At 64.0% G+C, this 22,109-nt stretch carries 8 protein-coding genes; all 8 read left to right on the top strand.

Annotated elements, in window-relative coordinates; all coding sequences use genetic code 11:
* The 8 genes from gspK to AACY30_RS16770 all read left to right on the top strand — a co-directional run bounded on the left by gspK (position 1) and on the right by AACY30_RS16770 (position 22,055).
* The gene (gspK, locus tag AACY30_RS16805) at positions 1-870 is read left to right on the top strand and encodes a type II secretion system minor pseudopilin GspK (RefSeq protein WP_339540761.1); all 870 of its coding nucleotides are present in this window, start codon (positions 1-3) and stop codon (positions 868-870) included.
* The gene (gene gspL, locus AACY30_RS16800) at positions 867-1,925 is read left to right on the top strand and encodes a type II secretion system protein GspL (RefSeq protein WP_339540760.1); all 1,059 of its coding nucleotides are present in this window, start codon (positions 867-869) and stop codon (positions 1,923-1,925) included. Before gspK ends, gspL begins: the two co-directional genes overlap by 4 nt.
* Positions 1,918-2,430, top strand: coding sequence for a type II secretion system protein GspM (gene gspM, locus AACY30_RS16795; protein ID WP_339468724.1), 513 nt, complete (start codon positions 1,918-1,920; stop codon positions 2,428-2,430). Before gspL ends, gspM begins: the two co-directional genes overlap by 8 nt.
* Positions 2,427-4,733 (top strand): type II secretion system secretin GspD, encoded by a 2,307-nt coding sequence (gspD, locus tag AACY30_RS16790; protein WP_339540759.1) that lies wholly within the window; start codon positions 2,427-2,429, stop codon positions 4,731-4,733. Before gspM ends, gspD begins: the two co-directional genes overlap by 4 nt.
* A 370-nt stretch (positions 4,734-5,103) precedes the next feature.
* Positions 5,104-6,522, top strand: a complete 1,419-nt coding sequence (gene gspE / locus AACY30_RS16785; protein WP_339540758.1) for a type II secretion system ATPase GspE — start codon at positions 5,104-5,106, stop codon at positions 6,520-6,522.
* Positions 6,522-7,733: a type II secretion system inner membrane protein GspF gene (gene gspF, locus AACY30_RS16780; RefSeq protein ID WP_339468722.1), complete on the top strand. Its 1,212-nt coding sequence runs from the start codon at positions 6,522-6,524 to the stop codon at positions 7,731-7,733. Before gspE ends, gspF begins: the two co-directional genes overlap by 1 nt.
* A 383-nt stretch (positions 7,734-8,116) precedes the next feature.
* Positions 8,117-9,298 carry a substrate-binding domain-containing protein gene (locus tag AACY30_RS16775; RefSeq protein WP_339419770.1) on the top strand — a complete coding sequence of 394 codons (1,182 nt, stop codon included), beginning with the start codon at positions 8,117-8,119 and terminating at the stop codon, positions 9,296-9,298.
* Positions 9,299-9,482: 184 nt separating this feature from the next.
* The gene (locus AACY30_RS16770; RefSeq protein ID WP_339540757.1) at positions 9,483-22,055 is read left to right on the top strand and encodes a filamentous hemagglutinin family protein; all 12,573 of its coding nucleotides are present in this window, start codon (positions 9,483-9,485) and stop codon (positions 22,053-22,055) included.
* Positions 22,056-22,109: the final 54 nt, after the last annotated feature.

The following is a 22,109-nucleotide window of genomic DNA, read 5'->3' as shown; positions in this document are numbered from 1 at the left end:
ATGAAACGGTATTCGCCCCCAGCGGCGAAGCAGCGCGGCATGGCGATTATCAGCGCATTGCTGATCGCTGCGGTGGTGGCTGTACTGGCTGGCGCCATGCTCACGCGCCAGACCGTGTTCACCCGTCGCCTGGAAGCCGAGCAGTTGCGCATCCAGGGCCAGTGGCTGTTGCAGGGTGGCCTTGAGCGCAGCCGGCAGATGCTCTGGGACGCGCGCCAAAAAGACGTGCTGACCCGCCTCGATCAACTCTGGGCCCGTGCCCAAAGTGGCGTGTTTGAGGGGCGGATCGTGGACGAGCAGGGCAAGTTCAACCTGCGCAACCTGGTCAATCGCCAGCAGGTGGACACCGAGCAGTTGCAGAGCTTCGAGCGGCTGTGTCGCCTGATCGGCGTCGACCCGGCGGTGAGCCGGCGCATCAGCCAGCGGGTGATCGCCTCTTATGTACCCCCCACCCAATACCCGATGCTGCGCAGCCTGGATGACTTGAGCGCGATCGAAGGTCTCGACCCTAACGTGTTGCAGCGCATGCAGGCGTACATCAGCGTGTTGCCGGGCCCTACCTGGGTCAACGGCAATACCGCCAGCGCCGAAGTGCTCAGCGCGGTGGTGCCACAGCTTAGCCTGTCCCAGGCCCATGGGCTGGTGGCCGAGCGTGACAGCGGGCAGTGGTTTATCAACCGCGGGGATTTCGTCAACCGCCTGCGCTTGCCCCAAATCGAGGTGGATTCGGTGCAGGTGGGCATTACCAGTGAGTGGTTCCGCTTGCAGGGCCAGGCGCGCCGTGAGCAGCGGCGGGTGACGATTGATGCGTTGTTGCATCGGCCCGAAGACCGCGAGCCCCGCGTGATCTGGTCGCGGGTGGGTGTATGAAACGCTTGCGCATTGGCTTGCCGCCGCTGGATAAGCTGACCCTTGAGAGCCAGGTGAAATTTGCCTGGCTGGACCGTGGCGTGGTCGTTGAAGAGGGCTACGCAAGCTTGGCGCAGTTGGGCAAGGCCCGCCAGGCAGTGGAGTGTTTCCTGCACCCGCGCGACAGCTTGCTCACCAGCCTGGAGCTGCCACCGCTGCCGGCCGCGAAAACGGCGGACGCCGTAGCCTGCGCCGCGCAGGCATTGATCCTGGGCCCGGTGGAACAGATGCAGGTGGCCCACGGCCCGCGTGAAAGCGATGGGCGCGTGCAGATGGCTTGGGTGTCCAAGGCCGCGCTGGAGCGGCTGGCGCAGGTGCAACTCAAGCTGCGCGGCGTGTACCCGGCGCCCTATGCCTTGCCGGTGGGCACTGCGGCGTTGGACGAAGGCTATCTGTTGACGCGTGACAGCCTGCAACAAGGCGCAGTGCACCCATTGGGTTTGCAGACGCTGGACGTGCGGCTGGTGGATGCGCAGCAACGTTGGAGTGGGCCAGTGCCCACATGGGGGTTGCACGGTCGCCTGCGCCAACCCTCGACGGCCGGATGGGGCAGGGCGCTGGCATGTGTGGCGCTGGCGACGGCCATCTGGACCGTCGGGCTCAACCTGTACGCCGCGCGCCAAGTGCATGAAGGTCAGCGACTCAAGGCCTTGATGAGCCAGCAGGTGCGCCAGGCATTTCCCGAATTGCCGGTGGTGCTCAACCCTTTGCAGCAGGCCCGTCAGCAATTGGCGGCGCGCCAGACCGGCGCGGCCGCAGACCCAGAGCAACGCTTCACCAGCCTCCTGCAATTGGCGGGCAGCAGCTTGCCGTTCATGGTCGGCAGCGTCGACAACCTGACCTTTGAACAAGGCCGCTTGCACGTGGAATTGCTCGCCGACAGTCGTAACCCGACGGCTGAGGGTGAATGGCAGGCGGCGTTGGCCCAGGCCGGCTTCATAGCCACCCGCGATGACCATGCCTGGACCATTGGCCCGGCGCCGGCAGCGGAAAAGCCAGGTGCCGGCGATGAATAAAGTGCAGCGACTGCGCAGCCAGGCCCAGGTGTTCTGGCGCGGCCTGGCCCTGCGCGAAAAACGCATGCTCGGCGGCGCCGGCCTGGTCCTGGCGAGCCTGCTGACCTGGCTCGTGCTGGTGCAGCCCGCGTTGAAGAAGATCGACTACTGGCAGGCCGAAACGCCTAAGTTACGTGCTCAGGCCGCGGCCTTGCAGGTGTTGTTGCAGGACGTCGCTGCGCCTCGCCAGGGCGATGAAACCGCGTTGCGCCAAGCCCTCGATAGCGCCGGCCTGCAAGGCCATTACCAGTTGCAGGCGCTGGCCCCCGGCGGCTGGCGCCTTACCTTCGACAACGCCCCGGCCGATGCGGTGGTGGGCTGGCTGCTGGGCAATGCCCGTTCGTTTTCTCTGGAGGTGTCCGAGGCGCGTTTGCAGCGCGCCCTCGACCCCGTCGATAACTCGGCCGGCACTGTGTCCGGGACCGTTCGCATGGATCAGGCGCTTGGCGCTAAGGAAGCTTCATGAAGTGGTCAGTCCCCCCTTTTCGCATGGTCGCGCCGCTGCTGGTGCTGGCCCTGAGTGCGTGCAGCAGTCAGTCAACCACGCCGTTGCTGGTGGACAGTGAACTTGGCCAACCCTTGGCCGACACCCGCCGCAGCGGTGAGACGGTGTTGGATCGCCAACGTGAACCCGCCCCCCAACCGCCCGTCCAGCACCGGGTTACCAACAGCGCCCGCAGCCACGCCCCGGCGGTGGTCAAGGCACGCAACCCACTGGGCGACCAGCCGGTGCAGCTCAATTTTGTCGACGCCGATATCCAGGCGGTAGTGCGCGCGCTGTCCCGCGCCACCGGCCAGCAATTTCTGGTGGACCCGCGCGTGAAAGGCAACCTCACCCTGGTCAGCGAAGGCCAGGTGCCGGCGCATCAGGCCTACGACATGCTATTGGCGGCGCTGCGCATGCAGGGCTTCAGCGTGGTCGATGTGGGCGGCGTCGCCCAGGTGGTGCCCGAGGCCGATGCCAAGTTGCTCGGCGGGCCGATCTACACGGCCGGCAGCAGCGGCATGCAAACCCGCACCTTTCGCCTGCAATATGAAAACGCGGTGAACCTGATCCCGGTGCTGCGCCCCATCGTGTCGCCGAACAACCCGATCAATGCCTACCCAGGCAACAACAGCATCGTCATCACCGACTACGCGGAAAACCTCGCGCGTGTCGCGCAGATCATCAACGGCATCGACACCCCCAGCGCCATCGACACCGACGTGGTGAGGGTGCAGAACGGCATCGCTGTGGACATCGCCGCGATGGTCGCCGAGCTGCTGGAAACCCAGGGCGCCGACCAGACCCAGAAGATCAACGTGATCGGCGACCCGCGTTCCAACTCGATCATCATCCGTTCCGGCAGCCCGGAGCGCACGGAGCTGGCGCGCAACCTTATCTACAAACTCGACAACGCCCAGAGCAACCCGAGCAACATGCACGTGGTGTATTTACGCAACGCCCAGGCGGGCAAGCTGGCGCAGTCGCTGCGCGGGTTGCTGACCGGTGAAAGCGATTCCGGCGTCAGCGACGATGCCCGTGGCAAGCTCAGCGCCATGGGCGGCAATGGCAAAAACAGCCAAGGCACGAGCAATGCGCAAAACAGCAGTGGCACGCCTACGGGCAGCGGTGTGCAGTCGGGTTATGGCCAGTCCACCGGTTCGACCAGCAGCACTGGCACCAGCGGCACCCCCAATGATCAGGACACCGCGTTCAGCGCTGGCGGCGTGACCATTCAGGCAGACGCCACCACCAACACCTTGTTGATTTCCGCGCCGGACCCGCTGTACCGCAACCTGCGCGAAGTGATCGACATGCTCGACCAGCGCCGCGCCCAGGTGGTGATCGAAAGCCTGATCGTGGAAGTCGGCGAGGACGATGCGACTGAGTTTGGCGTGCAGTGGCAGGCCGGCAACCTCGGTGGCAAGGGTGGGTTTGGCGGGGTCAACCTGGGCGGCAGTGGTGTGAACAGTACGCCTACCAGCAAGACCAGCATCGACGTATTGCCCAAGGGGCTGAACGTGGGGTTGGTCAACGGCACCGTGGATATTCCCGGCATTGGCAAGGTGCTCGACCTCAAGGTGTTGGCCCGTGCATTGAAGAGCAAGGGCGGCACCAACGTGCTGTCCACGCCGAACCTGCTGACCCTGGACAACGAGGCGGCGAGCATTTTTGTGGGGCAGACGATTCCGTTTGTCACCGGCAGTTATGTGACCGGGGGCGGGGGCACCAGCAACAACCCGTTCCAGACCGTGCAGCGTGAAGAGGTGGGGCTCAAGTTGAATGTACGGCCGCAGATTTCCGAGGGCGGCACGGTGAAACTGGATATTTACCAGGAAGTCAGCACCGTGGATGAGCGGGCTTCCGTGACGGCGGGGACGGTGACCAATAAACGCGCGATCGATACCAGTATTTTGTTGGATGACGGGCAGATCATGGTGCTCGGTGGGTTGCTGCAGGATGGGTATAGCCAGAGTAATGATGCGGTGCCGTGGTTGTCGGATATTCCGGGGTTGGGGGCGTTGTTTCGCAATGAGAAACGCAGTGTGAACAAGACCAACCTGATGGTGTTTTTACGACCTTACATTATTCGGGACAGTGGGGCGGGGCGCAGTATTACGTTGAACCGGTATGAGTTTATGCGCCGGGCGCAGGGGGGGGTACAGCCGGAGCGTAGCTGGGCGATGCCGGATGTGCAGGCGCCGCAGTTGCCTTCGGTGGAGAAGGCGATTCCTGGGATGCAGCAGCAGGGGCCTAGGGCGGTGATCAGGGCGGTGCCTAAGTGAGTGTACATATCCGTTGCTGCGGTCACGGCCGCTTAGGGTTCCGCTCTTACAGCGGGTCACTTTTGGCAAACGCCCCAAAAGTAACCAAAAGGTCTTCGCCCCACCACTCGGTGCCTCGCCTAGGCTCGGCATGCCCTCACTCCGGCTTTGGAGCGTGGGCCGCCGCGATGGGCCATCCTTGGCCCAGCGCGGCTAACCCGGCGTCCTGTCGGATTACGGGCACACCGAGCCTAGGCGAGGTGCCGAGTGTTGGGGTAAGAGCCCTTTGCTTACTTTGGGGCTTTTCCAAAGTGAGCCGCCGTAAGGGCGGAACCCTAATCAGCCGTTACCCAAATAATGGATATGTACACGCAAAAAAGGGGCTACCCCAATGAGCCTGCTCCCTTACGCCTGGGCCAAATCCCAACGCATCCTACTGCGCCCCGGCGAGCAAGGCATGCTACTGACGGTGTGCCCCTCAACCCCCGGCTGGTCCATCAGCGAAGTCCACCGCCAGTTCGGCCAGGCCCATCTCCAACAGGTGCGCGACGACGAACTCTACGGCCTGCTCACCAGTGCCTATGCCGACACCGGCAGCGCCGCCGCCGTGGTGGGTGCCGCCGAAAACGAGGTCGACCTCGACCGCCTGATGCAAGACATGCCCGAAATCACCGACCTGCTCGACACCCAGGACGGCGCCCCAGTTATCCGCATGATCAACGCCTTGCTCACCCAGGCCGCGCGCGACGAGGCCAGCGATATTCATATCGAACCCTATGAGACCCATTCCGTGGTGCGCTACCGCGTCGACGGCACCCTGCGTGATGTGGTGTCGCCACGCAAGGCGTTGCATGGCGCGCTGGTATCGCGGATCAAGATCATGGCTCAGCTCGATATCGCCGAGAAACGCCTGCCCCAGGATGGCCGCATCGCGCTGCGTGTAGCGGGGCGGCCGATTGATATTCGGGTGTCGACGGTGCCCACCGGGCATGGCGAGCGCGTGGTGATGCGGCTGTTGGACAAACAGGCCGGGCGTTTGCAGTTGGAAACCCTGGGCATGGAGCCACAATTGCTCGCCCGCCTGGACACGTTGATCCGTCAGCCCCACGGCATCGTGCTGGTCACCGGGCCCACCGGCAGCGGCAAGACCACCAGCCTGTACGCTGCGCTGGCGCGGCTGGATGCGAGTACGAGCAATATCCTGACCGTGGAGGATCCGGTGGAATATGACTTGCCGGGCATCAGCCAGATCCAGGTTAACGCCAAGATCGACATGACCTTTGGCCTGGCCTTGCGCGCGATTCTGCGTCAGGACCCGGACATCATCATGATCGGCGAAATCCGTGACTTGGAGACTGCGCAAATCGCCGTGCAGGCTTCGCTCACCGGCCACTTGGTGCTCGCCACCTTGCACACCAACGACGCGGTGTCGGCGGTCAATCGCTTAATCGACATGGGCGTGGAGCCGTTCTTGTTGGCGTCGTCCTTGTTGGGCGTTTTGGCCCAGCGACTGGTGCGCCGTCTGTGCCCGCATTGCAAGCAGGAAGACCCGGCTGCGCCCGGCACGTGGCGTCCGGTGGGCTGCGCACAGTGCAACCAGATCGGCTACAGCGGCCGTACCGGTATCCATGAATTGTTTTGCGTCGATGACGATGTGCGCAGCCTGATCCACCAGGGCGCCAACGAACAGGACCTGCGCCTGGCCGCGCGCCGTGCCGGGATGTTCAGCATGCGTGAAGACGGCGAACGTTGGGTGCGCAGCGGCGCCACCGCGCCCGAAGAAATCCTGCGCGTGACACGGGACGCCTGATGAATCGCTATCGCTACGAGGCCGCCGATGCCAGCGGCAAAGTCGAGGCCGGGCATGTGGAGGCCGACAGCCAGAGTGCGGCCTTTGCCAATTTGCGCAGCCGCGGTTTGACCGCGTTGCGGGTGCAGATCGAAGGTGGTCAACCAGCAGCGGTGGGCAGCAGCCTGTTCACTGCCAAACTCTCAGACAATGATTTGGCCTGGGCCACGCGGCAACTGGCGAGCCTGCTGGGCGCCAGTCTACCGTTGGAGGCGGCGTTGAGCGCCACGGTGGAGCAGGCCGAGAAAAAACACATCGCCCAGACCCTCGCGGGTGTGCGCGCCGATGTGCGTGGCGGCATGCGCCTGGCGGAGGCGTTGGCGGCGCGGCCACGGGATTTTCCTTCGATTTACCGCGCGCTGATCGCGGCGGGGGAGGAGTCCGGCGACCTGGCCCAGGTGATGGAGCGCCTCGCCGACTACATCGAGGAGCGCAACAACCTGCGCGGCAAGATCCTCACTGCGTTCATCTACCCAGGCGTGGTGGGGTTGGTGTCGATTGGCATCGTGATTTTTTTGCTGAGCTACGTGGTGCCCCAGGTGGTCAGCGCGTTTTCCCAGGCGCGCCAGGACCTGCCGGGGCTGACCCTGGCGATGCTCAACGCCAGTGACTTTATCCGTGCCTGGGGTTGGCTGTGTTTCGCCGGGATCGTCGGCGGTTTCTGGAGTTGGCGCCTGTATTTACGCAACCCGGTGGCGCGTTTGAATTGGCATAGCCGCGTCTTGCGCCTGCCGCTGATCGGGCGCTTTGTGCTGGGCCTGAACACCGCGCGGTTTGCCTCGACCCTGGCCATTCTCGGCGGTGCCGGCGTGCCGTTGCTACGGGCCTTGGAGGCGGCGCGGCAGACCCTGTCCAATGACCGCTTGAGCCAGTGCGTCAACGACGCCACCGCCAAAGTGCGCGAAGGCGTCAACCTGGCCCCGGCGCTGGCGGTGGAAAAGGTGTTCCCGCCGGTGCTGATCCACCTGATCGCCAGCGGCGAAAAAACCGGCTCGCTGCCGCCGATGCTCGAGCGCGCGGCGCAGACCCTGTCGCGGGATATCGAACGCCGCGCCATGGGCATGACCGCGCTGCTGGAACCGCTGATGATCGTGGTGATGGGCGCCGTGGTGCTGGTGATCGTCATGGCGGTCCTGTTGCCGATCATCGAGATCAACCAGCTGGTCACCTGACTGACGAAACCCGAAGCAAATGAACTGCGCCCATTCAGTTGGTTTGCCGACATCCTGGCCGCCACGCCCAACCTCGGGTTCCTCATTCCGTCACATCCCACCCCCCTCGACACACGCCACACCGCCTCCAGCAACCCCGCACTGAAACCTCGCTGTCACCTGCCCCGAAACCGCTCGAAACCATGACCAAAACACCCGAGAATCTTTTTAAAATCAAGGCGTTCCTCCCGAGGTTTTTTCCCACAGCTGTCATCGGAAACTGCGACTTTCTCTCCATGGTTTTCACCCCCGGCCACCCCCGAAACATAGGTTGGGACCGAAGCCATGGCGTCATGCAAGAGCCATCTACCCCAACGTACAAACACGACGAAAGGAGCTTCTTCATGTTTAAGCGCAACGTTCTCGCGGTATCCATGACCCTCGCTGCACTGTGCTCTGCACAGGCTGCATTCGCTGACATCAACGGCGGCGGCGCAACTCTGCCACAGCCGCTGTATCAAACCGCTGGCGTACTCACCACTGGCTTCGCTCCGTACATCGGCGTGGGCAGCGGCAACGGCAAGTCGGCTTTCCTGAACAATGACTACACCAAGTTCGTGGCTGGCGTGACTAACAAGAACGTGCACTGGGCGGGTAGCGATTCGAAGCTGAGCGCGACTGAACTGTCGACCTATGCTTCCACCAAGCAACCTACCTGGGGCAAGCTGATCCAGGTGCCTTCGGTGGCCACTTCGGTTGCCATTCCGTTCAACAAGGCCGGCACCAACGCCGTCAACCTGAGCGTTAACCAACTGTGTGGCGTGTTCTCCGGTCGTTTGACCACCTGGAACGAGATCACCAACTCTGGCCGCACTGGCCCGATTGCCCTGGTGTATCGCAGCGAGTCCAGCGGCACCACTGAGCTGTTCACGCGCTTCCTGAATGCCAAATGCACCGAAGCCTTGCCTTTCGCAGTGACTACCACTTTCTCCTCCAGCTACGGCGGTGGTCTGCCATCGACGGCTGTGGCCGCCACTGGCAGCCAGGGCGTGATGGATGCACTGAACGCCGTAGAAGGCCGTATCACCTACATGAGCCCGGATTACGCGGCGACCACCCTGGCCGGTCTGGATGACGCTACCAAAGTGGCCAAGGTTGGCGGTGTTTCCCCTGCGCCTGCCAACGTGTCGACTGCGATTGGCCTGATTCCAGCGCCAACCGAAGCCCGCGCGGATGGCTCGTTCATCGACGCTACCAACCCGGACAACTGGGTACCGGTGTTTGCTGCCACTGCAAGCGGCCCAGCCACCTTCGCTTACCCATCCAGCGGCTACCCGATCCTGGGCTTCACTAACCTGATCTTCAGCCAGTGCTACGCCGACGCCACCCAGACCACCCAAGTGCGCGGCTTCTTCGCCCGTCACTACGGTGCTTTCGGTAACAACGACACCGCGATCAGCAACAACCGCTTCGTACCGCTGCCAGCCAACTGGAAAAAAGCCGTGCGTGACACCTTCGCCACCGCTTCCAACGCTCAAGGCATCGGCAACACCAGCGTCTGCAACGCCATCGGTCGTCCGCTGTAACCCACGCTTCAACGACCCGCAACACCGATCAGCAACGGCCTGTGCCGTTGCTGATTTATTTTCGTTAACAGCCCTGCGTGAACTTTCCATGACAGAAGTTCAGTCCCGCGCCTCGCCAACCGCCTAACCCTCATACGTGAGCCTGTCTTGGCCCCAGTGCGATAACAAAGAAGGAAGATTCCAGATGGTTCGCTGCAAATCACCGGTTAACGTCAAAGCCCCCGTGACAGTCCTGCGCCTCAAGCCTTTGGCCCAGGCCATTGCCTTGTTGATGGTGGCCGGTAATGCCCAGGCGGCCACGGCGTTCAGTTCCGGCTGGTTTGCCGACAAGGGCGCGTCTCAGGCAAGCACGGCAGCGCGCACCGGTGCCGGCCAAGTCCCGGGGATTCCTTCGCTGAACCAGCAGGCGCAGGTCAAGCAGCAGTTGGCGCGTTCCATCAGCACATTGAACACCAGTGTCGCGGCGATTGCGGCCCAGCAGGCGGCGCAAGCGGCGGGGCGCCAGGCGGCGTTCGGCCAGGTCTCGAATATCCCCGATGGCTTGGGCAAGGGCGGCCTGCAGGTCGATAACAGCCTGACCCAGGGCTGGACCAACGCCAAGGGGCCCACCCAGAGCCAATCCGGCGGCAAGACCACGGTGACCATCGAGCAGACCGCTGACAAGGCGATCCTCAACTGGGAAACCTTCAACGTCGGGCGCAATACCACTGTCGATTTTCAGCAGCAGTCCAACTGGGCCGTGCTCAACCGCGTCAATGACCCCAATGCGCGCCCCAGCGAAATTCAGGGCCAGATCAACGGCCCCGGCACCGTGATGATCATGAACCGTAACGGTGTGATCTTCAGCGGCACCAGCCAGGTCAATGTGCGTAACCTGGTGGCGGCCGCCGCGACCATCACGGATGACCAGTTCACCCAGCGCGGCCTGTATGTCGACACCAATGGCACCCAACCCACGTTCACCGATGCGGCGGGCAAGGTGGAAGTACAGCGCGGCGCGCTGATCCAGACGCACACTGCCGCGACCTCCACGGACTCAGGCGGCTATGCCTTGTTGCTGGGCAGCGAGGTGGAAAACGCCGGGACCATCATCACTGCCAAGGGCCAGACCACCCTGGCGGCTGGCGACAGCTTTTACATTCGCAAAGGCGTCGGCACGGCGGGCAACGACCGTTCCACCACCCGTGGCAATGAAGTGGCGACCAGCCTCAAGGCTGGCAGCACCTCTGGCAAAGTCACCCACAGCGGCCTGATCATGGCCTCCACTGGCGACATCACCCTGACCGGCCATCAGGTGCAGCAAAATGGCGTGGCCCTGGCCAGCACCTCGGTGGATACACGCGGCACGATTCACTTGCTCAACGCCGCCAGCGACACCAGCGGCAGCGTGACCCTGGGTGAGGGCAGCACCACCGCGATCCTGCTCGACGCCAGTGGCAGCACGGCCCTCAACAGCCAGAAAGACAATGGCCTGATCAAGCTCGACGGCACGCCCGCCAACCTGATCACCGGGCAGTTCAACAACCTCAGTGCGGTGGTTGACCGCACCGACCAGTCGCGTATCGAGATTGTCAGCGGCGGCACTGTGGACTTCCAAAAGGGCTCGATCACGTTGGCCACCGGCGGCCAGGTCGCGGTCAGCGCCGGGCAGCGCAGCCTGGTGCGCGATGGCGCGATGATCGATGTGTCGGGTGCCATCGGCGTCAAGGTGGCGATGGAAGCCAACAACATCAAGATCAACGTACAGGGCAACGAGCAGCGCGATGCGCCGGTCAACCGCGACGGCGGGCAACTGATCAACAATGACGTGTGGGTCGACCTGCGCGAGTTGGTGTTTGTACCGGCCGGCACCAACGGCTACGCCACCGACCGTTGGTACACCGCCGGCGGCTTGCTGGAAGTAGGCGGCTACCTGGGCACCCAGGGCCACACGGTGGGCGAGTGGATGGCCCAAGGCGGCACTGTGACCTTTACCGGCAAGGAGGTGGTGACCCAACAGGGCGCGCAGATCAACCTGTCGGGCGGTACCGTGGATGTGCAGGCCGGTTACATTCAGCAGACCTGGCTCAAGGGCCCGAATGGCCGCTTGTATGAATTGTCGAAAGCGCCGGGGGACATTCTCTATTCCGGGTTCTACAAGGGCTATGAAGACAACAGCGCGCGCTGGGGCCAGACCGAGTATTACTACAACCCGCTGATCGCTCCCCAGCGTCGCTACGAAGCCGGTTACACCGTGGGCCGCGATGCCGGCAAGCTGGTTATCGGCACCGCCAGCGCAGTGCTGGAAGGCCAGGTGATCAGTGACGTGTTCCAGGGGGATCGCCAGACCCAGGCACCGAACATCAACCTCGACGGTTACCAGCAATCCCAGAAAGCCAGGGCCCAGCGTGCGCAACTGATCATTGGCCAATACATTCCGATCTACAACAAAACCACCGGCACGCTGCGTTATGCCCTCAGTGGTACCTCCGACCAAGTGCTGATCGACAGCAACACCCAGGCAATCGCCGACGGCCTGGACCTCGGCAGCGTGCTGCCGCTTGATCGCCAGGGCAAGATCCTGCTAGACAGCGATCAGCTCAATGGCTACCAGTTGGGCGCGGTCAAGGTCGCTGCCAAGCAACAGGTGACCGTCAATGGCGCGCTCAGTGTGGCGGACGGTGGCGATATCACCGTGTTCGGGTCGGGTGTGCAGATTAATGCCAACCTCACGGCCCACGGCGGCAGTATCAACGCCGGCAACATTCTCAGCCAGGTCGATCGGCTCAAGGCCGGTGAGGTGGCGGATACGATCCTGGCCGGTGGTTCGAGTGTGAACGTCGCCGCCGGCGTCAAGCTGGACACCAGCGGCCGCTGGAACAACCTGGCGCTGGACCCGACTTCCAGCGCGGGTGTGGCGTACGTGAACGGTGGCAAGGTGTCGGTGCGCAGTTCCAGCAACGTGAACCTGGCCGCCGGCAGTGTCGTGGATACGTCTTCCGGGGCCACCCTTGGCGTGGATGGCAAGCTCACTGGCGGCAAGGGCGGGAACGTAACCCTGGGCGCGCTCGGTGCCCTGGCCCTGGAGGGTGATATTCGCGGCTATGGCGTCAACGGCGGCGGCACCCTGGCGTTGCAGGCGCATAAGGTGCAGATCGGTGAAAGTGCCAATGCGCTTGGCAGCGACACCCTGAAACTGGCGGGTGATTTCTTCAAAAAGGGCTTCTCGGCCTACGACATCACCGGCAATGAAGGGCTGATCGTCACGGACGGTACTCAGGTGGACGTCAGCCTGCCGGTTTACCGGTTAGGTGCCCAAGCCTCGGGTACGCCCACCGGTAGCGATCCTGCCAGCGTACTGGAGCGCTGGACGCCGCCGTTGTATCAGGAAGACGCTGCCAAAGGCGTGCTGACCCAACGCCGGGGCGCGGGCTTGAGCCTTACCGCCGGCCATGTCAATGCCACCGCCGCGCAACTGGCGACCACGGCGCTCACCGTGGGTCAGGGCGCAGTGATCAACGTGGATCCCGGCCAAGCGATCAACCTGCGCAGCGTCGGGCAATTGACGATGGACGGCACGCTCAATGCCTGGGGCGGCAGTGTGGGCCTGGGCGGCTTGACGACGGCTCCCTCGGAAGCGGTGAACGCCATCGGCCATGGCCGCTCAATCTGGGTTGGCGAGCAGGCGGTGATCGACGTCGCGGCACGCGCGGCGACGGCGGTGGACAACCGTGGGCGCACCTATGGCTTGGTGCGTGACGGCGGCAGCATCAATATTGGCGGCACCTTCGACTTGAACACTGGCCTGGCCAAGGCCAGTGACTTGTTCGTGGTGGTGCGTAACGGCGCGCGCCTGGAGGCCTCCGGCACCCAAGCCCTCATAAACGTGCCGGGGCAGGGCGCCGTGCAAGCGGCCAGCAATGGCGGCAGTATTACGCTGGCGTCGAATAATGGCCTGTACCTGGACGGTAGTTTTGTCGCCAGGGCCGGTGGTGCCGGTGCGGCAGGCGGCAGTCTCAACCTGGCGTTGGACACCCCGTATTACCAGAAAGCGTCCGTCACCGACCGCGTCCTCAAAGTACGTGAACTGGTGCTGGGGCAGACAAGTCAGCCGACGACGCTGGCCGGCACTGCTGAAGACGCTGCCGCCAGCCTGGAGTACGGGCATGCTCGGTTGGGCGTTGACCAAGTCAGTGCGGGCGGTTTCGATAACCTGGCGCTGTTTAGCAACGGCCTGTTGAGCTTTGATGGCGACGTAACCTTGAACATGGGCCAGAGCCTGCGCCTGTACAGCCGTGGCTACGGCCTCAGCGATAACGCAGCGGGGAACTCGCGCATCAACCTTGCGGCGCCGCACCTGCTGTTGGCGGGTTTCCTCGCGCCTGAAGAGACGGGCAAGGATTTGTATGTGCGACCGATACCGGTGCTGCCGGCCCCGTCCCAGCGGGCCACCGAGGCACAATTCAATGCATCCGGCAGCCTGATTGAGGTACGCGGCAATGTCATCTTTGGTAACCGTAGCCACCTGTTCAGGGCGGACAACAGCCAGGCCAGCCTTGAGCGTCGCGGGTTCGATCAGGTCAACCTGACCAGCCAGGGCGACCTGCGTTTTCTCGCCGGTGCGGCCGAGAACGACATCATTACCGGTGTCAGCACGCAGTTGCTGACCCAGGGCGATATGACCTTGCGCGCCGCGCAGCTGTACCCGACCACTGAAGTCAGTGCTCGCGTCATCGCCGGTTACCGTGGGCAGTCGACCACCACTTCCCTTGACCTGGATTTCGATCCGTTGCGTACGCTGACCATCGGCCGCGTGGGCAACGCCGATGCGCCTGTCCCGTATTCGGCGTTTGGCCGGCTGCAACTGGGCGCGGCGACGGTGCGCCAGGGTGGCGTGGTGCGCGCACCCCTGGGGTTGATCGATATCGGCAGCATGGGCAGCAGCGTGGTGCAACTGCTGCCTGGCAGCCTGACCTCGGTGAGTGGCAAGGGCCTGGTGCTGCCCTATGGCGGAACGCTGGACGGCCAGGTCTATAAGTACAACGGCAAGACTGTGAAATTTATCGGTCAGGGAGGTGTGGCCCCACGTGAAACTGACCTGAGTGTCGGGGTCATTCTGGGGGGCAAGTCGATCAGCGTGTTGCCGGACGCCACCCTGGACTTGTCCGGCGGAGGCGATTTGTTGGGTGCCGGCTTTGTGTCCGGGCGCGGTGGTTCCACGGATGCGCGCTACAGCCCGTTGGTGCAATTTGGCGCCACTGGCGGGTTCGTGCTGCCGGGACTGTCCACCAACCCGATCTATGCCATTGTGCCGGGGATACAGCCGGGCGCCGCGCCGGTCGCAGCAGAGGGCGGGGCCGTAACGCCGTTGGTCGGCCAGCAAGTCACCATCGGCGCCGGTGTGCCGGGGTTGCCGGCGGGTACCTACACGCTGATGCCGTCGACCTACGCGTTGATGCCAGGCGCGTTCCGCGTCGAGATCAATGGCCTGGCCGGATTGGGCAGCGGCACCGCAACCACCTTGATGCGCAACGGCTCGTGGGCCACTGCCGGGCAGCTGTCGATCGCCCATACCGGGATCAGCAACAGCGTAGCCAGCCAATTGATCCTGACCTCGGCCGATACCTTGCGGCGCTACTCCCAATACAACGAAACCAGTTACGCCCAGTTCGCCAGGGCCGATGCGGCGAGGTTGGGTGTGCCACGGCCGATGCTGGAGGCCGACGCGAAAACCTTGAAGCTGGCCCTGCGTCCGGGAGGCGGCGCCGAGGCCTTCTCGTTCCAAGGTATTGGGCGCTTTAGCGCCGCATCGGGAGGGTATGGCGGCACGGTGGCCGTGATCGACCGGAGTATGCAAGGGATCGAAGTGGTCGGCGCCGGGCAGGCAGCAACCGCCGGGTTCGCTGGCATCACCTTTAACGCCGATAGCCTGAATGCGTTGGGTGCTTCGCGGCTGATGGTGGGTGGGATGACGGCTGTGGCGTACGGCCAGTCCGGGAACTTCATTTCCCTGGCGGGCGGGGTCAATCGCGCCAATAGCAACGTGATCTTGCGCAATGGCGCAACCCTGGCTGCACCGGAAGTGTTCCTGGTGAGTGACACCGGCTCGATCGTCGTGGAGCAGGGTGCTTCCATCAATACCCTGGGGCGCGGTAATGCCAGCTACGATGCCCGCGACGGCTATATCTACCAGGTGGCCAACATGCTGGCGGTGTCCAATGGCCTGCTCAATGTGATCAGTGCGCCCAAGGTGGGCAGTGTGATCAGTCAGGGCATCAACATCGGTGCCTGCAGCAGTGGTGTGTGCAGTGGCCAGACCGGGCTGTACTCCAACGGTAGCATCGTGGCCCTGACCGACAGCACCTTTCAGCTCGGCGACCAGGTGCGTTACGGCACCCGTCATTTGAACCTGGGCGTGAACACGATCAACCTGGGCAGCGCGGACGCCCTGGCCGCAGCGGCGGCGGCCAATCGCTTGCCGGCTGGGCTGACGCTCAGCCAGGCGCTGCTTGATCAATTGCTGCGCGGCGATACGCAGTTCGGCGCACCGGCCTTGGAAACCCTGCAGCTCTCGGCCCGCGACGGGTTCAATTTCTACGGCAATGCGGTACTCGACACCTATGACCCGCTCACCGGCAAATCGCTGCTGAGCAACCTGATGCTGTCCACCCCGGCCCTGTACGGCGCCGGTGGCGCCAACGACGTGGCGACGATCCACACCGCCAACCTGATCTGGCTGGGCGCGATCACGGCGCCGGGCGCGGTGGTGGCGGGGGGAGCGGGCACCGGCAGCGGGCGCCTGGAGGTCAACGCCGAGCGGATCGAGTTCGGTTATGGCGCCTTTGGCCAGCCGAGCAACGTGAAAAGCTTCGACCGCCTGGCGCTGGGCTTTGCCAACGTCAGTCTGAACGCCAGCGAGCGCATCACGGCCAACCATAAGGGCAGCCTGTCGGTGTACCAGAGCCAGGGCGCCTATGACCCGATCAGCGGCTTTCAGTACAGCGGCGGCAACCTGACTATCCGCACGCCACTGATGACCGGTGAAGCCGGCTCGGTGAACGTGATCAAGGCGGGCGGTGCGATCGACATCGGCGCGTCCGCCGGCCCGCGTGGCACGGCCAGCGGCCAGGGTGCCGAACTGTCCCTGCAGGGCGACAGCATTCGGCTGGCCAGTGCGGTGGTGTTGCCCAGCGGCAAAGTCAGCCTCAGCGCCCGTGGTGATGTGGTGTTGACCGATGACGCGTTGATCGACGTGGCCGGTCGCGCCATTCCCTTCAACGACGTGACCCAATACGGTTGGGGCGGCGATGTGCTGTTGGACAGCCGCAGCGGCAATATCCTGCAGGCGGCGGGTTCGACCATCGACCTGTCCGCGAAGAACAACCAGGCCGGCAAACTGCGCGCCGTGGCAACAGACGCGGCCGGGGGCATCGTCGACCTGCAAGGCAAAATCCTCGGCAGCAGCAGCGGCCGCTACCTGGCCGGCGGCACTTCAATGCCGTACCAGGCCGGCACCGTGGAAATCCAGGCGCAACGCCTGGGCAGCAGCGGCGCCCTCGACCAACAGTTCGCCGACCTCAACCAGCGCCTCAACCAGGGCGAAGTGTTCGGCGCGCGCAGCTTCCAGCTCAAGCAGGGTGACCTGACCATCGGCAACGGGCTCAAGGCCGGCACCATCAGCGTGTCGGTGGACAATGGCAGCCTGCGCGTCAATGGCCTGGTGGACGCCAGCGGTGAGCGGGTCGGCAGCATCAACCTGGCCGGCAAAAATGGCCTGACCCTGGACAGCACGGCAGTGCTCGACGCCCATGGCAGCAAGCTGCGCGTGGACAGTTACGGCAAGATCATCGACGCGCCGAACCGCGCCATGGTGGTATTGGGTTCCGGCACCGGCCAACTGATCCTGGCCGATGGCGTGCGCATCGACCTGCGCCACGGCACCGACGGCACGGCCGGCAACGATGGGCGCAATCGCGGCACCCTGGAGCTGAACGCGCCACGGTTGTTCAACCCGGACGGCAGCAGCAATGACATCAATATCGATGCCAGCGGGCGCCTGACTATCCAGGGCGCGCGCTCGATTACCCTCAACGGCATGGCCACCTACGACGATGCCCCGGAGAAAACCGACCCGACCGCCAGCGGCAGACCGTATCAGGAGATCACCCAGGGCTACCTGGATGGCAAGCACGCCTTGAGCGAGGCTTTTATCAATGCCGCGCTGCTCAATAACGATCTGTTGCAAAACAAACTCGCCGGGTTGAACAACGCCACGTATGCCGATGCCTTCCACCTGCGCCCAGGCGTGGAAATCGTCAGCAAAACCCCGGACGGCGACCTGGTGGTGCAAGGCGATCTGGACCTGTCCGGCTACCGCTATGCCAGCCTCAACCCCAACAGCCAGAAGAACAACGCGGTGTATGGCAGCGGCGAGTCCGGCAGCCTGACCCTGCGTGCCGGCGGCGACCTGAATATCTACGGCAGCATCAACGACGGTTTCGCCAAGCCGCCAGTGTCCGAGGATGACAAAGGCTGGGTGCTGTTGCCGGGTGTCGATTTCAGTGGTGGGACTATCGTGGTGCCGGGCAATGGCGTGACCTTGGCCGACGGCACTGCCTTCCCGGCGGGCGCCACGCTTAACTACGACTTGCCGATCAAAGGCTTGACAGTGGCTGCCGACACGCGCTTGCCGGTGGCCGCGACCTTGGACCAGGACCTGGTGCTGCCCGCCGGCAGCGTGTTGTCGGCGGATGTGCGCGATGCCGGCGGTAACCTGCTGTTTGCCGCCGGCACCTTGCTCAGCCAGGCGCAAACCCTGGTGGCGGGCACACAACTGGGGGCCGGCACGTTGTTGACGGAGGGCACGCGCCTGCAAGCCATGATCTGGCCCAAAGGCGTGCCGCTGCCCACCGTGCACGGCGCAACGCTGAGCAATAACATCGTCTTGCTCAGCGGCACCAAAGCCTTGCCGAAGGGCGGACTGATCCCCGCAGGCACCGATGTGAAACTGCCCAACGGGGCGACGTCGGTGCAACTGCGCGTCGGGGTTTCCGGCGCCGCCGGCCAGGTGTGGGCGATCTCGCCGATGCTGGCCGAAGGCACTCAATCGTGGTCGTTGCGCCTGGTGGCGGGCGCCGACACCGAGGCGGCTGACAGCCGTATCCTGCAAGCCCACCCGCGCAGTGGTGACATCCACTTGGCGGATAACCACTACGGCATGTTTGCCAAGGAAATTCCGGCAAAAGGCGTGCAAACCTGGACCGCCCAGGCAGTCATTGATATGGGCTTTGCCGGTGTGGTCGTCAAGGAGGGCGAACCGATTGATCAGGCGGTACTCGATGGCTTCGGGCTCGGTTCAATCGAGGACTTCTGTGCCGCATCGCCGGAGTACTGTAAGCCCAAGGTCACCTATGTATTCACCCAGTACGCTGTTGATCAGTTGGCAAGTCAAGGCATCACTGTGGTCGTCAATACCGAGATGACCGATGCGTTTTTCCAGAGCATTGAATACCCGACTGTGGCTGAGGTGTGTGGCAGTGCGCCTGAGTTCTGCCTGTTGAAGGCGGACAAGGAATACGCCGCCACCCCTTCCAGCACGCGATTCAGCGTCATCCGCACTGGCACCGGCGACCTGGAATTGTTGAGTGCGGGCAGCCTGAGCATGGATTCGTTGTACGGCGTCTACACGGCCGGCACCTCGTCGACCGGCACCTTTGCCGGCGACCCTTATAACCTGCCCAAGGCGACGCCGACAGGCGCTGACCCGTCCAGTAAAACGGTGCTGAGCGACCCCGGCAGCTTCTTTGAACAGTTCGTCAATGGCTCGCCGACCAGCCTGTATCGGGCCTGGTACCCGGAGGCAGGGGGCAACCTGACGCTGAATGTCGGAGGGGACCTGACCGGTCATATCACCAGCCTCACCGCGTTGAGCCCCACGCGCCCCAACCCCAAGGATGCCGGGGTGGACTCCGCTGCCGTCGGCAATTGGTTATGGCGCCAGGGCAGTAGCGATGTGGCGACGGGCGGGCAAGCTCAGCCGACGGCCTGGTGGATCAATTTCGGCAGCTACACCGCAACGACGGCGGCGGACAAGATGCTCGGCTTTACCGGCTTCGGTGCCCTTGGCGGCGGGAACGTGGATGTCAACGTCAGCGGTGATGCCGGCGTGTTGAACACACTGGGCTACAGCACCAGTCATGTCGAGGCTAACCCGCATAGCCAGGGCTTGGTGCTGGCTGTGGGCAGCACGGGCCGGGTCGCCAGCGATGGCAGCCTGCAACTGACCGGTGGCGGCGACCTGCGCGTGCGCATCGGTGGGGCACTGAACCCGGCCAGCGTTGCCGACACCGCTGACCATCGTGATGGTGTACTGGTCAACCTGCGAGGTGACGTGCAATTACGCAGTGCTACCGTGGGCAGTGTCGACGTGATGTATGGCAGTAGCGCCAACTTCCAGAGCCCCGGCGAAACCCGTGCCTACGACCCACTGGTCGCGACCCGTGGGGCGGCTCGCGGCGGAATGACCCTGGTGCCGGGCGATGCTACGTTCAATCTGCAAACCCTGGGTGACCTGGTGGTGCAGAACGTCGAAGACCCGGGGCGAGTCGTACTCTCCCACCTGTCCCCCTTCGCTCAAGGGGCTGAACAGGGCACCGGTACCAGTTGGTTCACACTGTGGACCAAGGGTACGTCGATCGACCTGTTTTCCCTGGGCGGCAACCTCACGCCCTTCAGCCGATCCGACGCGACGGCCGATTTGGCGGTGGTCTATCCATCGATCGTCAGGGCTACGGCAGCCGGCGGCAGTCTGTATTACGGTAAAGCGGCGCAGACGCAGGTGAATGGCGACGACAACTACAGTTACCCACTGCTGTTGGCGCCCGGCGAAAACGGCCAGTTGCAGTTCCTGGCCCAGGATTCGATCTACGCCGGCGGCATGACCGTCAGCCAATCCGGGACGGCGCAAAGTACTCTGGCAACGCCTTGGCATCCGGCGTATCAGGGTCGCATCGGTAACACGGTGAAGGCCAGCAACCTGTCGGTTAACGGTAACTCGGGCAGCCAGCCGTTGTTTGTGTACGGGCCGGGGACGGCCACGCTGTCTCCCGGTGGCAGTGCTGAACCCGCACGTTTTTACGCGATAGACGGGGATCTGGTCGGCGTCAGCAGTGGCCGCGTGATTGCCTTCAGTGCAGCGGCGGGCAGCTTGCATGAAGGCCAGACCTGGTATGAGGGCAATGGACCGGTCTGGATGATGGCTGGACGCGATATCGTCAGCAGTGGTCGCCGCTTCGGTCAGGAGTCGACTGCTGTTGTGGACATACGCACCCAGGACAACCTGATCCTTCACAACAACCTCAACGAAATCTCCGTGGTGTCCGCCGGCCGCGACATTCTGTACAGCAACTTCCAGGTCGCCGGGCCCGGCCTGCTGGAACTGTCGGCGGGGCGCAATATCCTCCTGACCGGTTCCGGGGCGTTGGGCGAGTCCAGCGTGACCAGCCTCGGGCCCCTGTTGGCCGGGGATAACCGTCCTGGGGCGAGCATCGTCATGCAGGCGGGCGTCGGTCCCCATGGGCCGGATTACCGGCGCTTCGTCGAGGCGTACCTGAACCCCGCCAACCTGGCGCAGCCTGGCGAGTCGATTCAAGGCAATAAGGTCGCCAAGACGTACGAAAACGAGCTGGTCACCTGGCTCGCCGAGCGCTTCGGTTTTGTCGGCGATACCGAGCAGGCACGCGCCTACTACGCGGCGCTGCCCGCCGAGCAGCAACGCGTGTTTGCCCGCGACCTGTACTTTGCCGAACTCAAGGCCGCAGGGCGCGAGTACAACACCGACGGCAGCGTGCGCCAAGGCAGCTACCTGCGTGGCCGCGCCGCTATTGCGGCGCTGTTCCCGGACAAGGACGTGGCCGGCAACCCGATTACCTACAAAGGCGACATCACACTGTTCGGCGGCTCGGGCGTGCACACCAACTTTGGTGGTTCGATCCAGATGCTCACCCCAGGCGGCCGCCAGACCTTCGGCATCGAAGGCGAGGCGCCCCCGTCGACGGCGGGCGTGATTACCCAAGGTGCCGGTGATATCCAGCTGTACTCCATGGGCAGCATCCTGCTTGGCCAGAGCCGCATCATGACCACCTTCGGCGGTTCGATCATGGGGTGGACCAGCGAGGGCGACATCAACGCCGGTCGCGGGTCCAAGACCACCGTGGTGTATACGCCGCCCAAGCGTGTCTATGACAACTGGGGCAACGTCGGCCTGTCGCCGTCGGTGCCGAGCACGGGCGCGGGGATCGCGACCTTGAACCCGATTCCGGAAGTGCCGGCGGGGGACATCGACCTGATCGCACCGTTGGGCACCATCGACGCAGGGGAGGCGGGGATTCGCGTATCCGGCAACGTCAACATCGCCGCGTTGCGCGTGGTGAACGCGGCGAATATCCAGAGCCAGGGCAAGTCGTCCGGGGTGCCGGTGTCGGCCACGGTCAACACGGGGGCCATGAGCTCGGCCAGCGCGGCGGGGGCAGCGGCATCGCAGGCGGCGGAAGACGCGGCGCGCAGCCAGCAGGCGGCGGCCAAGCAGGGCCGGCCTTCGATCATGACGGTGGAAGTATTGAGCCTGGGCAGCGAGCCGTTGCCGCGTGAACCGGAACCGCAGCAGAAAAACTCTGCCTACAACCCCAACAGCCCGGTTCAGGTGCTGGGCGCGGGGCCGCTGAGCGAACAGGCGCGGGCGCGGTTGACGGATGAGGAGCGCAAGCAGATCAGTTTGTAAGGCTAAGGAAAGGACCTCTCGATGTACCGTTCGGGGCGATCAATGATCGCCCCT

The organism is Pseudomonas sp. RA_5y_Pfl1_P24, assembly GCF_963970945.1.
Taxonomy (GTDB): domain Bacteria; phylum Pseudomonadota; class Gammaproteobacteria; order Pseudomonadales; family Pseudomonadaceae; genus Aquipseudomonas; species Aquipseudomonas tritici.
The sequence above is the reverse complement of the archived record's forward strand: the minus strand, read 5'-3'. Positions and strand labels throughout refer to the sequence as shown.

Bases quoted from the DNA above. Each gene is read 5' to 3' on its own strand.
- gspM (WP_339468724.1), top strand. From the start codon at position 1,918: ATGAATAAAGTGCAGCGACTGCGCAGCCAGGCCCAGGTGTTCTGGCGC.
- AACY30_RS16775 (WP_339419770.1), top strand. From the start codon at position 8,117: ATGTTTAAGCGCAACGTTCTCGCGGTATCCATGACCCTCGCTGCACTG.
- gspL (WP_339540760.1), top strand. From the start codon at position 867: ATGAAACGCTTGCGCATTGGCTTGCCGCCGCTGGATAAGCTGACCCTT.
- AACY30_RS16770 (WP_339540757.1), top strand. From the start codon at position 9,483: ATGGTTCGCTGCAAATCACCGGTTAACGTCAAAGCCCCCGTGACAGTC.
- gspD (WP_339540759.1), top strand. From the start codon at position 2,427: ATGAAGTGGTCAGTCCCCCCTTTTCGCATGGTCGCGCCGCTGCTGGTG.
- gspK (WP_339540761.1), top strand. From the start codon at position 1: ATGAAACGGTATTCGCCCCCAGCGGCGAAGCAGCGCGGCATGGCGATT.
- gspF (WP_339468722.1), top strand. From the start codon at position 6,522: ATGAATCGCTATCGCTACGAGGCCGCCGATGCCAGCGGCAAAGTCGAG.
- gspE (WP_339540758.1), top strand. From the start codon at position 5,104: ATGAGCCTGCTCCCTTACGCCTGGGCCAAATCCCAACGCATCCTACTG.